Consider the following 15,754-nt stretch of genomic DNA (forward strand, 5'->3'; position numbering starts at 1 on the left):
CCGGGTGGGAGGTGTATTGGGATCGAGATAATGTCCTCGTACATGGGCAAAAGTGTAGTAGGACCGTGCAATCAACGCAAGAAACTAAAGCGAGTTGCAACCGACTACGAGCACCCCATCGAGTTGCCGCAGTTCAGGCACCGGTAGCACGACCCGTTGCGCACCGTGATGTGCCCGCAGGTGTCGCACAGCGGGGCGTCCCCCATCATGTCGCTCAGCGCCGCCTGCACCGAGGCCATCTGGGTGGCGGTGGCGGTCCTCACCGCCACGACTCCCTCCCTGGCCACGGTGTGCCCGTTGCCGTTGGAGTGACCGTTCCCATTTGCGGTCTCCACCGGCTCCGGGGCCACCGCCGGGTGGCTGATCGGGGCGGTGGCGCCCAGCGGGGAGCCTTCGTCCAGGCCGAGCTGCACCCCGGCGTCGACGGCGATGCCGCTGGGCGGCTCGGGGAGCTCGCCGATGTCCTTGGGTGGGACCTGGACCAGGTCGGTGCGCCCCAGGTACTCGAGCCCCAGCGTCCGGAAGACGTAGTCGATGATCGACGACGCCATCTTGATGTTGGGGTGGCCCTCCACCATCCCGCGGGGCTCGAAGGTCTGGAAGGTGAACGACTCGACGAACTCCTCGAGCGGCACCCCGTACTGCAGGCCCTTGGAGACGGCGATGGCGAAACATCCGAGGATGCCGCGCAGGGTCGCCCCTTCCTTGGCCAGGTCGATGAACACCTCTCCGAGGGTTCCGTCGTCGTACTCCCCGGTCCGCAGGAAGACCTTGTGGCCGCCCACCTTCGCCTCCTGCGTCCAGCCGCTGCGACGCAGCGGGAGCAGGAACCGGGGCCGGTTGACCCCGTGATACGCCTGGCTGGGGCTCACGCCGGGGGCGAAGGTGCCGGTGACCAGTCTGGCCTCCTGCTCGATCGCCTCGGCGACCGCCTCGTCCTCCTCTTCGTTGGTGTCACCCGCCGCCGAAGTCGACGAGAGGGGCTGGCTCGCCTTCGACCCGTCCCGGTACAGCGCCATCGCCTTGAGACCGAGCTTGGCCGACAGGGCGTAGGCCTCCTCGATGTCCTCGACGGTCACCTCGTTGGGCATGTTCGTGGTGTTGTGGTTGACGATCCCGTTGCCGACGAAGGCATGCGTCCCGGGAACCGACAGGTCGAACACCTCTCGTTCGCCGGCGTCACCGACGGCGACCACCGGGGAGAAGTGGAGCCCGTCGGCGAGCACGGTGTGCAGCCACTCGGGGAGGTCCACCCCGGGCAGCGCCGCCACCCGTTCCAGCGTGCGACGCGAGACATGCTCGGTGCGGGGATCGAGCAGGAACGAGAACCGGCTGCGATCTCCCCAGCCGTGTCGTCCCGATCGACCCCGGGGGATCATCTCGTACAGCCGGCGCGGATCGATGCCGGGGACGATGTCGGCGGTGCTCTGGGCGTGCTGGCGGGCCATCAGCTCCTCGGCCCGGGCCGCCTTGTGGGCCTCGGCGAAGGGCACCAGGCGGGCCAGCATTCGGGCGTACCTTCCCGCGGCGTAGACCTCGTCGAAGTCCTTGTCGTACACCGAGTCGTGCTTGGTCACCCGCCCGTGGACCACCCCCAGGTTGGTGAGCACCGCCTGGAGATCGTCGAGGAGACCGTTGGAGGAGACGCAGATCGCCATCCGATCGGTGTGGTCGAGGGTCACATAGCCGTCCAGGAAGAGACCCGACAGGAACGAGAGCACCATCGACCGGGGGGAACGGAGCACGGCGTCGGGGATCCTCTTGGCGGCGGCACCGGTTCCACAGCCGAGGTGTTCCAGGAACTCGGCCAGGGTCTTCGACGACACGACCACGGCCGGGCAGCGATCGACCGGGCGGGTGATCCTCGGCTCCACGCCGAACTCCGACCGCCAGGCCGCCGCCACCCTCTTCAGGACTCCCTCATCGGAGTTGGTGACGGTGATGCTCCAGGTGGAGCGGTCGATGTGGCCTTCGGCGACGTACGCACCGAGCAGGAACGCCAGGTCGTCGGTCATCTCATCCGGAAGCCGCACCGCCTTCTGGTTCCCGTAGGGCGGTGACGGGACGAAGTCGTCGAAGCGGGCGGGCAGCGGCGACCAGAGGTCGGCTCCGTACGCGGTGGCGACCTGGTCGCCCTCCTCGATCTCGTCCAGACGCCTCCACACCAGGTCACCGTCGCGAGCCGTCAGCAGGCGATGGTTGGGGGTGCCGGTGATCCGATGGCCTGACCGCAGCACCGCCGAGCGCACCTGGCGGACACCCCCGTAGTAGAAGGCGTCGGTCTTGTGGGTCCCGTGCAGCGACACCACCTCGATGATCTCGTCCCGGAACGAGTCGGCGGACTCGTCGCGGTGCAGGCTGCCGATCCGGATCAGGCCGTCGCCGGTGGCGAGCAGGGTCTCGCCGGTGACGCACTTCGAGATGGCTCCCGAGATGAACGGCTGCGCCGCCGCCATCGCCCGGATGTGACCGGTGTAGTGGATGAATCGCTTCCCGTGCTTGCCGTTGCGGTTGGCGGTGTCGAACACCGGCAGGTGCTCGGGGTCCAGGTGGGGCGCACCCTCGATGGTCTGCACCCCGCAGATCACCCGGTTCGACTCCTCGATCTCCTCCGGCGTGTATCCGAGTGTGGCCAGCAGGTCGAACTCGAACCCGGTGTACTCGCCCTCGGAGATCCCGAGCCGCTGCAACGCCTCTTCGCCCACGACGAACACGTTGAAGGCGTGGCGCAGCTCGAACACCCCGGGGAGGGTGGCGGCGAAGGCGTCCACCTCGTCGGAGGTGAACCCCTTGGCCAGGAGCGACGCCCGACTCACCGGGGTGTCGCCCTCCAGGGACATGGTGCCCACGACGTGCTCGACGATCTGGCGCCGCTGCTCGGCGTCGTAGCCGAGGCGGCGCAGTGCCGGGTCGATCGACTGGTTGGCGATCTTGAAGTAGCCGCCGCCGGCCAGCTTCTTGAACTTGACCAGGGCGAAGTCGGGCTCGACACCGGTGGTGTCGCAGTCCATGAGCAGGCCGATGGTGCCCGTAGGCGCCAGCACCGTCGCCTGGGCGTTGCGGTACCCGTGCTCCTCGCCCATGGCCACGGCGACGTCCCACGAGTTACGGGCGGCGTCGAGCAGGTCGGGCGGGCAGTGCTCGGGGTCGATCGCCTCGACGTGGTGGGTCACCCCCTCATACTCGGAGGGGTCGGCGGCGTGGGCGGCCCGGCGGTGGTTGCGCATCACCCGCAGCATCGCCTCCCGGTTCTCCGGGTACTTGGGGAACGGGCCGAGCACCTCTGCCATCTCCGCCGAGGCGGCGTAGGAGTCGCCGGTGAGAACGGCGGTGAGCGCCCCGGTGATCGCCCGCGCCCGGTCGGAGTCGTAGGGGACGCCCTGGCGCATCAGCAGCGAGCCCAGGTTGGCGTACCCCAGGCCCACGGTGCGGTAGTCGTAGGACCCCTGGGCGATTTCCTTCGACGGGAAGTGCGCCATGGTGACCGAGATCTCCAGAACCACGGTCCACAGCCTGATGGCGTGCTTGTACCCCTCGACGTCGAACTCGCCGGTGTCCTCGTCCCAGAACGACACCAGGTTGAGGCTGGCCAGGTTGCAGGCGGTGTTGTCGACGAACATGTACTCACTGCAGTTGCTGACCAGCACGCCATTCGCCAGGTACGAGTGGTTCACCGGCTCGGTGAGGTTGTAGGTCACCTCGAACCCGTCGTGCTCTGCCGACCGCAACGCGGTCCAGGTCTTGGTGGCGTAACGTCCGTGCTCGCGCAACATCTGGGTGAGCACATCCTGCTTCTCACTGAGACCGAACCCGATCAGTGCCGAGAATCGCTCGAGGTGGGTTCCCGTGATGCGCAGGTCGAACATCGGGCTCGAGGCGTACGCTTGCACTTCACCATTGGCGTTGGTGTAGGTGAAGCCGTCTCCCCCTCCCTGGACGTCGTAGATGTGTCCATGTATGCCGAAGGTGTCGATCAGCTGCTGGACGTCGCGCAGCAGTTCCTGTGAGGCGCTCGCTAGACCCACGTAGCGGTTCTTGGACCCGGTGTGGGCACACCCGTCGGCGTCGTACAGGCCACGCAGGAAGGCGGCGACGATCGGCTTGGGTGCCGCGAAGATCGACCAGGGGATCCGCTTCGCCGCCGACCTCGACGGGTTCACGCCCAGGGCCTCGAAGAACTTCCGAATCGCACCGCGGCCGGCTCGGAGCTGCATGGTCCCGTTGGACATGCGGACGGGCTTCGGTGCATATCCACCGTTGAAGCCGGCCAACAGCTCACGATGGAGGAGCATGGCCGTCTGCTGCTCGGTCTCGGTGCCGTAGACGGTCACGGCGGCCGAGGCGGTGAGGGATCCATCGCCGACGAGCCACCCGAGGTAGTGCCCGAGCTCTTCGGTCCACTTCTCGGGCAGCTCCACCCGGTAGCGGCGGGAGGTCTGGGCCTGATACACGGCGGGCTCCGTGGAGACCGGGATCGACCACGAGGCCATGCCAAAGTCGACGGGCTGGTCGAGCAGGCGGATCTCGTCGTCGCCACCCAGCTCATCGGCCCGCGCCCACCCGCGGTTGCGGGTCCAGAACCGGTGGTTGGGGGTACAGCGAATCGTGCGCCCGTCGGCGAACTCGAGGCGGAGGATCTCGTTGCGGCCGGTGACCATGACCTGAGTCGGCTGCGAGACACGAACCGTCTCGGCAGGCGCCTCGGGGTTGGTGGCATCGTGCGTGTACACCTCGAACGTCTCGCCGTCCGCCGAGCGACGCACCAGGTCGTCGAACCGGATCAGACCCCGATCGGTGGCGATCCGCGTGTCCGCGGTGAAGCAAGGGTTGGACGCCCGAATCCGGCCGCCCGCCGGCGAGGTGTGCCACTGGTTGATCGCGGTGTCGAACTGGATCCCGGGGTCGGCACAGGCCCACGCCGCCTCGGCGATCTTCCGCCACAGGTGGCGGGCCTTCACGGTCTTCATGACCTTCCCGTCGGTGCGGGCGGTGAGATTCCAGTCGCCGTCCTCCTCGACGGCGCGCAGGAACTCCTCGGTCACCCGCACCGAGTTGTTCGAGTTCTGGCCGGAGACCGTCTGATAGGCGTCGCCGTTGAAGTCGGAGGGGTACCCGGCGGCGATCAGCGCCCGCACCTTGTCCTCCTCGACCTTCTTCCAGTCGACGAACTCCTCGATGTCGGGGTGGTCGACGTCGAGGATCACCATCTTGGCGGCGCGCCGGGTCGTCCCCCCGGACTTGATGGCCCCGGCGGCGCGATCGCCGATCTTGAGGAACGACATGATCCCCGAGGACTTGCCGCCGCCGGAGAGGGGCTCGTTCTCGGCGCGCAGGCTGGAGAAGTTGGTCCCGGTGCCCGACCCGAACTTGAACAGCCGGGCCTCACGGATCCACAGGTCCATGATCCCGCCCTCGTTGACCAGGTCGTCGTTGACCGACTGGATGAAGCAGGCGTGGGGGGCGGGGCGGGTGTAGGAGTCGGGGGAGAGCTCCACGGCGCCGGTCTCCGGGTCGACGTACCAGAAGCCCTGGGCGGGGCCGGTGAGGCCGTAGGCGTGGTTGAGCCCGGTGTTGAACCACTGCGGGCTGTTGGGAGCGGCGATCTGGTTGACCAGCATGTAGGAGAGCTCGTCCTGGAATGCCTGGGCATCGGCGTCGGTGGCGAAGTAGCCATTGCGCTCGCCCCAATGGCGCCAGGTGGCGGCGAGGCGGTGGATGACCTGGCGGGCACTTGATTCGGCGCCCAGCACCGGGCGGCCCTGGTCGTCGACCTTCCAGGTGCCGTCGGCGTTCTGCTGGGGGACCCCCGCCTTGCGGAAGTACTTGGAGACCATGATGTCGGCGGCCACCTGCGACCACGAGGCCGGCACCTCGGCATCCTTCAACTCGAAGACGACCGAACCGTCGGGGTTGGTGATACGGGAGTCGCGCCGCACCCACTCCACCGAGGCGAAGGGGTCCTCACCGGCCTTCGTGAAGTATCGCCTGACCCGCAGCCCGTCTCCCATGATGCCTCCCGTGCTCGCCTCGCCCGCCGCTTCCCGTGGTGCTCCCGAAGAGGGAAACTTGTCCACACCCCCTACATGTTGTGGTGATGGTTCTACCTACCACCACTGCTTGAGGTAACCAGCGATTGTAATTACACGCGTGTCATGCGTCAAGCAGTTTCGGAAACGGCGCGCCGACGCCCATCCGAGTGCGGGGAAGATGACCTCTCCGGGGCCGAAGGGGTCCGCGCACCGGTTGTAGCGCACCGGGGTGGCGTCGGTCAAGGTGACGGGCTGGGGAGTTTTCGCGTCCGCCTCAAGGGAGTGCCGGATGCCACGGATCCGCCCAGAAGAGCGGCGGCGCTGTCGGAGGGAGACTCCGTGGAGGCGCCTGCGCCTCGTAGCCGGCGGCAATGGCGATCAGCGTCTCCTCGGTGAACGAGGACCCGAGGAGCTCCAGGCCGACGGGCAGCCCGGCGTCGGTGAAGCCGGCCGGGACCACCAGAGCTGGCAGCCCGCCGAGCGAGGCCGTGGCGCAGTTGCTCCCCGACTGGCGCTGCCCGATCTTCGCAGCCGGGCGACGGATCGCCGGGTAGGCGAGGGCGTCGAGGTCGTGGGCCTCCATGAACGACTCCACGGCGCTGCGGACCTGCTCCCGCCTCCGCAGGGCGTCGCGATAGGCGGCGTCGTCGATGGTGGCCGACAGGGCCGACTGCAGGCGATCGTCGAGGGACGGGTGGTACATCCCGGTGGCAACGATGGCGGCCAGCGAGGCGAACGGGGCCTCGGGCTGCCCGGCGAGGTAGGCATCGAAGGCGGTGCGGAACTCCCGGAGGAACACCGACGTGGCACTGCCCCTGAGCCCCGCCAGGCCGGGGACGTCGCCGTTCACCACCTCGGCCCCGTGGGCCTCCATCAGGTCGAGTGCCGCCCGGACCTCCCGGACCACCTCGGGGTCGGCGTCGGCGAACAGGGACTCCAGGACGCCGATCCGCTTGCCTTCCAGACCGGTGGGGACCGCCGCCTCCAGGTAGGAACCGTTGGTGACGACGCTCTGCGGGTCGTCGGGGTCGTAGCCGGCGGTGAGGTCGAGCACGATCGCCAGGTCGGCCACCGAGCGGGCCATCGGCCCGACGGTGTCCTCGGAGAAGGAGAGCGGCATCACCCCGGTGCGTGACGAGAGCCCCTGCGTTGGACGTAGGCCGTAGAGGTGGTTGTGGGCCGACGGCACCCGGATCGAGCCGCAGGTGTCGGTGCCCAGGCCCACGGTGGCGAACTCGGCGGCGATGGCGGCGCCGGTGCCGCCGCTGGACCCCCCCGGGTTGCGGGTCGGGTCGAAGGGGTTGCGGGTCTGGCCGCCCAGCGAGGAGACGGTGGTGATGTCCCGGGCGAACTCGTGGAGGTTGGTCTTGCCCAGGATGATCGCCCCGGCGGCGCGCAGCCTGGCAACCTGGAAGGCATCGGCCACCGGGACGAACCCTGCGAGCGCAACCGTCCCGGCGGTGGTCGGCATGTCGGCGGTCCCGATGTTGTCCTTGAGGAGGATCGGGATGCCGTGGAGCGGACTGCGCGGCCCTTGCCGTCGACGCTCGGCGTCGAGGGCGGCTGCCTCTTCTCTGGCGCTCGGGTCGAGGGTGAGGACTGCGTTGAGCGAGGGTCCCCGGTCGTCGTAGGCGGCTATTCGGTTCAGGTAGAACTCGACCAAGGCGACGGAGGTGATCGTGCCGTCTTCCATGGCGTCCTGGATCTCCTGGATGGTGGCTCCCAGGGGGTCGAAGGGGGTGGGAAGGGGGACCGCCGCCAGGGTGGTGGTCGTGGTGGAGGTAGAAGGGGCCACCGTGGTGGTGGCCGCCGGGAGCGTCGTCGCAGCGGAGGCAGTCGGAGCGATGGTGGAGGCGGTGGTCGAAGTCGAGCCTCCACACGCAGCCACCACGAGCACGGCGGCCAGGAAACGGATGAGGGCCCCGGGTGACCCGGGGCCCTCATCACGAACTCGGATCATCAGCCGCCGAGGTCGGCGTCGCCCAGGCAGGCGAAGGCGATCTCGAAGAACTCCTCCGGGGGCTCCTCGGACGCCTCGATGGCGAACTTGATGAACTCCTCCTCACTCCACCGCTTCTCGATCTCGTCCAGGGTGCACTCGCAGAACGCCTGGTTCTGCTCGGTGGTGCATCCGCCCAGGTACGAGTTGCGGATCTCGTCGGAGTAACCCCCGTTGTCGTCGTCGCCGCAGGCTGCGGCGAGCATCGCCACCGCAACGACGGCCACGAGCATCGTGCGCCGGCGCATCATCGTCTCCTCCAGTCGGTTGGCGGTCAGCGTAGACCAGGGAGGCCCAGACTCCGTGGCAGACTGTCGCCATGCCCTCCATCACCTCCGAGATAGGTCGACTTCGCACCGTGATGGTGCATCGCCCCGGCCCCGAACTGGCTCGTCTCACCCCCGAGAACCGGGAGCGATACCTGTTCGACGACATCCTGTGGCTGCAGCGCGCCCAGGAGGAACACGACCGGCTGGTAGGACTGCTCGAGGGCAGGGGGGTCGAGGTGCTCCAGGTGCGGGATCTCCTGCGCGACGTCCTCGACGATCCGGGAACCCGTGGAACAGTGATCGATCGTGTGGTCACCCCGTCGCTGGTGGGAGAGCGCCTCTCCGAGCACCTGCGCCACGAGTTCCGCCAGGCCGACACCGAGCGCCTCCTCGACGCCCTCTTCTCCGGAGTCCTCGCCTCGGAGCTCTCCGACTGGGGGCTAGGGGGGCTTTTCGCCGACTTCGCCGCCGACCGTCATCAGGCGGTGATCAGACCGCTGCCCAACATGATGTTCATGCGCGACAACGCCGCCTGGGTCGATGGCGGACTGGTGTTCTCGATCCTCGCCTGGCCGGTGCGCCGTCCCGAGTCGCTCATCGTGTCCTCCGTCTACCGCAACCACCCTCGGTTCCGGGACGTCGGCTTCCCCGTCTGGTATGGGGACCGGGAGTTCGACACCTTCCCGGCCACAATCGAGGGTGGCGACATCCTCGTGGTCGACGACACCACCGTCCTCATCGGTTCGGGCGAGCGGACCTCACCGGCCGCCATCGAGGCCATCGCCGGCCGGCTCTTCGAGGCCAGGGCCGCCGAGCGGGTGATCGTCGCCCGATTCCCCCGGGAGCGCAGCTTCATGCACCTGGACACGGTCATCACGCTCGTCGATCGGGATGCGGTGAACGTCTTCCCCGGGATCCTCACCGAGATGCAGGTGTTTCGGGTGGAGCCCGGCCCGATGGGCGGACTGCAGGTCTCGGAGACCGATGGGCTGCTGGCCGAGATCGAGGCGGCGCTCGGCACCCACCTGCGGGTGATCACCACCGGCGGCGACGCCGTCGGGCAGGCGCGTGAGCAGTGGGACGACGGCAACAACACCCTGGCGGTGGAGCCGGGTGTGGTGATCGCATACGCCCGCAACGTGGAGACCAACAAGCGGCTGCGAGAGGCGGGCATCGAGGTGCTCGAGCTGGACTCGTCCGAGCTGTGCCGCGGCCGGGGCGGGAGCCGTTGTCTCACCCAACCCGTCGAACGCGACCCGGTCTGATCTGCCGGGACCTTGCGCGACGCGCTGCGGCCCGGGTCGCAGCGCTCGGGCCGCAGGTGCGTGGCATTCTCAGTCCTCGGTCGGATCCGCCTCGGTCTCCGGTGGTGGCTCGTACGCCGCCGGAGGCTCGTACGCCGCCGGAGGCTCGTACGCTGCCGCCGGAGGCTCGTACGCCGCCGCCGGCGGGGCGGCCGGCGCCCCCTTGGGCTTCTTCGGCGGTGCGAACGAGCCCCACAGGACTCCCAGGACCGCCGACACGCCCGTGTAGGTGATGAGCGCCGGGATCGACAGGGGCACGACGCTGAGCACCATCAGCAGCAGACCCACTCCGGCTCCTGTCACCAGCCCCCAGATGAAACCCCTTATCGGGTGACGTTGCAGTGTCATCTCGCTCATCGTCATTCCCTCCAGGAGAGTGCGGGTCGTGCGTTGAACAGCACCCCGGTGAAGCCGGCCGCTGCCAGCATCAGGGCGAGGATCCCGGGTGGGGTGCTCAGCGGGTTGGGCCCGACGAACTGCACCCACCCCTCACCGACGCAGTTGGGCTCCGGGTAGGACTCCATCTCGGGCAGCTCGGCGGCGCCCCACTGGTCCACCCATGCCCCCTTCGCCTTGATGAGGGCGGTGAAGGAGAACGGCAGAAGGTCACCGAAGTCGACAGAACCGGCGTTGCGGTTCTTGTCCCTGGGGTTGGGATCACCGCCGTCGTCCTGGAACACGCCCTCGGCCTTGAGGAACCAGCGGTGGTCGTGGAAGGTCTCCGGGATGCTCGACCCGTAGTAGACCAGCACTCCCCGGGTGTCGACCTTCAGCGGGTTGCTGCGGGTCATCTTCTGGTTGCCGTAGACGTCGTAGAGCGGGTCCGGGCCGCCACGATCGAACATGGCATCGACCGAGTTGCCCTTGTCGTCGTACGAGATGACGACCCCCTTGCAGGGCCCGGTGAGGCTCGAGCCGTCGTCGGCGTCGTCGAAATCACCACTCACCGCTTCGAGGAAGCCGTCCTCGGATACCTCGCCCACCTTGTCGTCCCAGATTCCGGCGATCCCCTCGGGGGGAAGCTCACCGATGTCCGGGATGCCGTCGCCGTTTCGATCCGTGAAGTCGTCGCGGAACTGCTCCGGGATGAACTCCATCAGGTCGACGACGGGTTCCTGATCCTCCTGAGCCAACGCCAGCTGCGGCACTCCCACCACCACCACCATGGCGATGGCGAGGAGCAACCTGCCCAGTCTTCGCATGTTTCCGTCCCTGCTCGTCCTACTGCGGAACGCTAGCCCACGGTCACGAAGGCTGCTCGTCATCGTCGCCGGCGACCAGATCGATTCGCTGACCACAGTCCTCGCAGACGTAGGTGATGACGTCTCCCGGCTCGAAGCCGAGATCGGGTGGCGGTGTGGTGACCCTATGGGCGGTACCGGCGCACTCCATGCAGGTGATGGTTTCGGGTGCCATGGGGGCACAGTACGCCACCGGGCCCGCGGCGGCGAGGGTCGAGGGCTCCAGACGCGCCGGTGCCGCCCCTCGAGGCGGCACCGGCGCGTCGCTGTGGCTCAGCCCTGGAGGGTTCGCAGGTAGGCGACTATGTCGTACAGGTCGGCCTCGGTCAGCGCCGGGTTGCCGCCCTTGGCCGGCATCGCCACACCGGTGGTGTTCTCCGGGTCGGAGGTGTCACGGCCGACGGTGACGAACGCCACCAGATCGGCATCGGACATCCCGCCGATGAACTCGGAGTTCACGAACGGCTTGCCCAGGCCCTCGACACCGACCCCGCCCTCGCCATGGCAGGCGATGCAGGTCCCGTTGAACAGGGCCAGGCCGTTGGTGGCGTCCCCGGTGGCGGCGGCGGTCGTGGTGGTGGCCGCCGTGGTGTCGCCGCCGTCGCCTCCGCCGCATGCGGCGACTGCGATGGCGAGCGCCGCCAGGGCGATCATCGGTCGTCTCATCTGTCTCCCTTTCGTGTTCATGGTGTCTGGTCGTGGGTGGAGTGGTCGTGGTCGGCCGGCATGGAGCCTGCAGTCAGCAGCAGATCGTCCCAGGTCATGACCTCGCCACCGAACTCGGTGGCGAAGCTCGTCGCCCGCTCCCGGGTGGAGAAGGCGGCTATGCCGTGGCCCATCGGGGTCACGATATCGGCGTCGTGGACGAACCAGGCCGTGGCCGCATCGAGCCACTCCGAGGTGTCGTGGTCGTGGACCCAGGCGGCGGTCTCCGAACCGAGCTCGCCCTGGCGCAGACCGTGGGCGAGCATGTCGCCGACGTCGTCGAAGGCCTTGTCCTCCCCTTCCACTTCGTAGGCGGCTGCGAACCGCTCCTCGGAGATGATCATCCCGCACTCGGTACAGACATCCCGTCCGTACACGATCTCGGGGGGTCGGCCGGCGCCGTCGTCGCCGCCGCAGGCGGTGAGACCCAGCGCCAGCAGCAGCAGGAGAGCTCTTCTCATATGTCCTTTCCTCTCGTGAACCGGGCCCATGCCGCCGTCACCGGAAGCATCACCCACAGGACGAGCACCCCGATCAGGATCGGGTCGAGCGCATCGCCGAAGCGGTCGACTGCATAGGTCCCCGCCGGCCCGAGCACGTCGAGCGATCCCTGGAAAGAGGTGAGGGTGGCCAGCCGGAACGCCTCGACCGGATTGGCCGCCGCCGAGAAGAACAGGACCGACACCGGCATCCTGGTGGCGACGGCGGTGCCCATCAGCCCCAGGTCTCCGAGGAAGACCAGGCCCAGCCACAGGAACAGCGCCGAGCCCATCGCCACCCCCGACTTCCGGGTGAACGAGGAGACCAGCATCCCGAGTGCCAGCATCCCGGCGGCGAGCACCCAGGAGAGGGCGGCGATGCGGGTGAAGGCGGCGGCGTCGGCCGCCCCGCCTCGCAGCCCGGTGACCAGCCCGGCGGCGCCGAACCCGGCGGCGATCGTGGCGAACAGCGCCAGCACCAGCCCGAGGTAGGTGCCGAGGAATGCCTCGGTGCGGCTGATCGGGTGGGAGAGCAGGAACCGCAGCGTCCCCCGCTCCTGTTGGCCGGTGATGGCCTGGGCGCCGAGGGTGAGGCCCATCAGCGGGACGATCAGCTGGACCAGGGCGACCAGGGACGATGCGCTCCGGCCGAAGGCCCCGTATCCGGCGACGGTGGCGCCGGGAAGGGCCAGGTTGGCCAGGACCGCGGCCAGGCCGGCGAACGCCGCGGCGTACAGCCAGAACCACCGGTTGCGGATGGCGTCGCGCAGCTCCTTGCGGGCGATCGTGCCCACCAGGGATGCCTCGAAGGCGGGCGGGGCAGCGCGCACGGCCGTGGTCATCGCCACACCTCCAGGTCGAGCACCGCGATCCCGGCGCCTTCGAGGGCGGCGACCGCCTTTCCCTTGGCCTCCGGAGGCAGGTCGACGAGCAGCCCGCGGCCGTTGAGGCGCGCCGTGTATCCGAGCGCCGCCAGGATCAGCGAGGCGGGCTCCACCGCCTCCGGGTCGAGGACCAGGTGGAGCCAGGAGCGCAGACCGAGCCTCTCCGAGAGCTCGTGAGGGGCACACTCGTCGACGGTGCGGCCCTCGTCCATCACCACCACCCGGTCGACGAGCATCGCCACCTCCTCGAGGTGATGCGACGTGATCACCAGCAGCCGATCCGGGCCCCTCAGGTCTTCGAGCAGGCGGACCGTCGACTCGCGCGAGGCGGCATCGAGGTTCGAGGTCGGCTCGTCGAGGAGCAGGACCGGCGGGTCGGGGAGCAGGGCGACGGCCAGTGCCAGGCGCTGGCGCATTCCGCCCGAGAGCGCCCCCACCCGCTTGTTGCGGTGCGGACCGAGCCCGACCCGCTCGACCGCCTCGGAGACGCCGGCGCCTTGCAGGCGGCGCAGTCCCGACGAGAAGGCGAGGGTGTCCTCGACGGTCAGGTCGTCGTAGAACCCCGGGCGCTGGGGCACATACCCGACGAGGGACCGGACCCGTTTTCCCTCGGATCGGGCGTCGAACCCGCCCACCTCGACCGTCCCCTCGTAGTGGAGGAAGCCGAGGATGCAGAGCAGCACGGTGGTCTTGCCGGCCCCGTTGGGCCCCCAGAGGGCGACGGTCGAGCCACCACCGACTTGCAGGTCGAACCCGTCGACGACGGTCGACTTCCCGTAACGCTTGGTGAGCCCCTCGATCCGGATCATGGGCGCAACCTTCGGGCCGGGCGCGACGCCGTCACCAGGAGTGCGGACATGGCGAGCATCGCCAGCGATGCCGAGATCAGGCCCCGGGCGTGGGGCGCCTCCATGCCGGCGACGGGCGGCTCCATCTCCGGCATGGAGATGAGCGGGGCCTCGTCGATCACCTTGGGTTCCGGCCGCAGGGCGGGGAAGAGCCGGGCGGTGAGGGCGATGGCACTCGCTGCCGGGGTCTCGGCGAAGAAGACGATCTCGGGATGCCGGTCGGTCAGGGTCGAGTAGAGATCGGCGAGGCGGTAGGGGATGTCACCGATGCCGTCCCCGTCGGCGTCGTAACCCCCGAAGTCGTCCCAATGGTTGCCCACGCCGTCGATGGTCCACTCATTGCCCGTGAAGGTTCCGGTTCCGCTTACACCCACCTGCTCCCGGTTGTCCACGAAGGCGTTGCCGGAGAAGTGGTTGCGTTGCACCGAGGGTGTGAACAGCACCCCCACCTGGTTGAAGGCGACCAGGTTCCCGCTGAAGTACTGGTGGACGTCGTATCCGACCGGGGAGTTGTCGAGGTAGATCCCCACGCGGTTCCCCACGAAGCGGTTCCCATCTGCGGTGACGCCGTCGACATCCTTGAGGCCGAGCCCGTAACCGGAGGGACCGTGGTTGCCCGCCACCACGTTGTCCCGGAACTCGATGTCGCTCGAGTACATGAGGTAGGCGCCGACCGAGTTCCCCTCGAGTTGGTTCCTCTCGACGATCACACCATGGTCGTACATGAAGTGCAGCCCGTACCTGCCTCCGGTGAAACGATTGTCGCGGACCACGGTCCCGTCCGAGAACCAGATCACGCTGTCGCGACCGCCGGCAACGGTGTTGCCCTCGACCAGCGAACCGGGGCTCTCCCACAGCCTCAGGGCGTCGCCCCTCCGTCCCACCTCGAGATCCTTGGCCCCGATGACGTTGCGGCGCACCACCGTTCCCGGAGACTCCCGCGAGAAGACTCCGAACAACACGTCCTCGAAGACGCAGTCCTCGACGGTGAGTCCGGGTGCCGCCGTGGCGCTGACGGCGGCGTTCTCCCGGTCCAGGGAGTCCCCGGTGGACCGGATCTCAAGGCGCTTGAGGACGACGCCGCCGGAGGTCACCTCGATGGTGTTGCCTTCGCCGAGCCCGTCCACTATCGCCACACCCCCGCCGTCGATCGTGATCGGCTTGTCGATGACGACCCTTCCCCGGTAGGTCCCCGGGGCGAGGGTCAGGGTTCCCCACGAAGGCGTGGCGTCGATCAGGGCCTGCAGGTCGACATTCGCTTCGGCCACGACGGGGGATCCCGACGAGAACGCCAGCGAAGCGGCCAGCAGCGACGCCCCGATCGCCGGGATGAAGGCACTCACGTCTCTGCCGCTTCCTGGCTCTCGATCAGCGGCTTCCAGGCCTGGCGGTGCTTCCACAGCCCGACCGCCGCCAGGACGGCGGCTGCGGTGGCCACGATCAGTCCGATGGCGGGCAGTGCAAGGGTGTCGAACTGGGCGATCTTGGCCGGACCCAGGACGGGGGGCGTGAACTCGCCGACGGCATCGGCGAATGGAGCCGCCGGGTCGAGGTTGTGGCCGAACTTCCACAACCAGTATTGGAGGTCGGCCAGGAAGAAGAGCGGGAACAGCACGGCGGGTGCCACCAGAGGCAGCACCCACCGGCTGTGGATGAACAGGCCGGCTATGAGCAGTCCGGCCAGGGTCAGGATGGAGGCCACGGCCACCGACCGCTCGAAGAGGGCGGCGTCCTCGAAGGAGGCCAGCCCCACGTAGTGGTTGAGGCCTTCGAGTTCGCCGACGTCGCCTTCGAGGCGGTTGACGTAGGCCTGGACGGTGAGCCCGTCCGGATACTGAGGCGCCTTCAGGTTCAGGGTCCAGTAGGGCAGGACCACCGAGACCGCCAGCAGCAGCGCCGAGAGGGTGAACAGCACCGTGGGGGTGCGGTACGCCTTGAGTTCCGACGCCTCCAGGTCCTTGGGGACCCTGGGACCCAGTATCCGGTCGAGCTTCAC

13 protein-coding genes are annotated in these 15,754 nt (G+C 68.6%); 1 reads left to right on the plus strand and 12 read right to left on the minus strand.

Annotation, left to right across the window (positions count from 1 at the left end; all coding sequences use genetic code 11):
- Positions 1–104 precede the first annotated feature (104 nt).
- The 3 genes from QY307_08200 to QY307_08210 form a co-directional block, all read right to left on the minus strand.
- The gene (locus QY307_08200) at positions 105–6,008 is read right to left on the minus strand and encodes an LAGLIDADG family homing endonuclease (GenBank protein WKZ83781.1); all 5,904 of its coding nucleotides are present in this window, start codon (positions 6,006–6,008) and stop codon (positions 105–107) included.
- A 295-nt stretch (positions 6,009–6,303) separates the two neighbouring features.
- Positions 6,304–7,989, minus strand: coding sequence for an amidase family protein (locus QY307_08205; GenBank protein ID WKZ82061.1), 1,686 nt, complete (start codon positions 7,987–7,989; stop codon positions 6,304–6,306).
- Complete coding sequence (locus QY307_08210) at positions 7,989–8,279, minus strand: hypothetical protein (protein WKZ82062.1); 291 nt, start codon at positions 8,277–8,279, stop codon at positions 7,989–7,991. Before QY307_08210 ends, QY307_08205 begins: the two co-directional genes overlap by 1 nt.
- A 68-nt stretch (positions 8,280–8,347) precedes the next feature.
- On the opposite strand from QY307_08210, the gene QY307_08215 reads away from it, so the two are divergent.
- Positions 8,348–9,562 (plus strand): arginine deiminase, encoded by a 1,215-nt coding sequence (locus QY307_08215; protein WKZ82063.1) that lies wholly within the window; start codon positions 8,348–8,350, stop codon positions 9,560–9,562.
- A gap of 69 nt (positions 9,563–9,631) precedes the next feature.
- Here the strand turns inward: QY307_08215 and QY307_08220 are convergent, their stop codons facing one another.
- From QY307_08220 to QY307_08260, 9 genes are all read right to left on the minus strand, one after another.
- A complete protein-coding gene (locus QY307_08220) occupies positions 9,632–9,958 on the minus strand; it encodes a hypothetical protein (GenBank protein ID WKZ82064.1) in 327 nt (108 codons plus the stop codon).
- A 2-nt stretch (positions 9,959–9,960) separates the two neighbouring features.
- Complete coding sequence (locus QY307_08225) at positions 9,961–10,803, minus strand: hypothetical protein (protein ID WKZ82065.1); 843 nt, start codon at positions 10,801–10,803, stop codon at positions 9,961–9,963.
- Positions 10,804–10,846: 43 nt separating this feature from the next.
- Positions 10,847–11,017, minus strand: a complete 171-nt coding sequence (locus QY307_08230) for a hypothetical protein (protein ID WKZ82066.1) — start codon at positions 11,015–11,017, stop codon at positions 10,847–10,849.
- Between the two features lie 98 nt (positions 11,018–11,115).
- Positions 11,116–11,508, minus strand: a complete 393-nt coding sequence (locus QY307_08235) for a cytochrome c (protein ID WKZ82067.1) — start codon at positions 11,506–11,508, stop codon at positions 11,116–11,118.
- A gap of 17 nt (positions 11,509–11,525) precedes the next feature.
- Positions 11,526–12,008, minus strand: coding sequence for a nitrous oxide reductase accessory protein NosL (locus QY307_08240; GenBank protein ID WKZ82068.1), 483 nt, complete (start codon positions 12,006–12,008; stop codon positions 11,526–11,528).
- The gene (locus QY307_08245) at positions 12,005–12,868 is read right to left on the minus strand and encodes an ABC transporter permease subunit (protein ID WKZ82069.1); all 864 of its coding nucleotides are present in this window, start codon (positions 12,866–12,868) and stop codon (positions 12,005–12,007) included. Before QY307_08245 ends, QY307_08240 begins: the two co-directional genes overlap by 4 nt.
- On the minus strand, positions 12,865–13,719 hold the full coding sequence (locus QY307_08250) for an ABC transporter ATP-binding protein (GenBank protein WKZ82070.1): 855 nt from the start codon (positions 13,717–13,719) through the stop codon (positions 12,865–12,867). The genes QY307_08245 and QY307_08250 overlap by 4 nt, the downstream gene beginning before the upstream one ends.
- Entirely contained in the window at positions 13,716–15,101 is a 1,386-nt protein-coding gene (locus QY307_08255; GenBank protein ID WKZ82071.1) for a nitrous oxide reductase family maturation protein NosD, read from the minus strand. Before QY307_08255 ends, QY307_08250 begins: the two co-directional genes overlap by 4 nt.
- Positions 15,098–15,754, minus strand: a complete 657-nt coding sequence (locus QY307_08260) for a cytochrome C (GenBank protein WKZ82072.1) — start codon at positions 15,752–15,754, stop codon at positions 15,098–15,100. The genes QY307_08255 and QY307_08260 overlap by 4 nt, the downstream gene beginning before the upstream one ends.

The organism is Acidimicrobiia bacterium (assembly GCA_030584185.1).
Lineage (GTDB): Bacteria > Actinomycetota > Acidimicrobiia > Spongiisociales > UBA11373.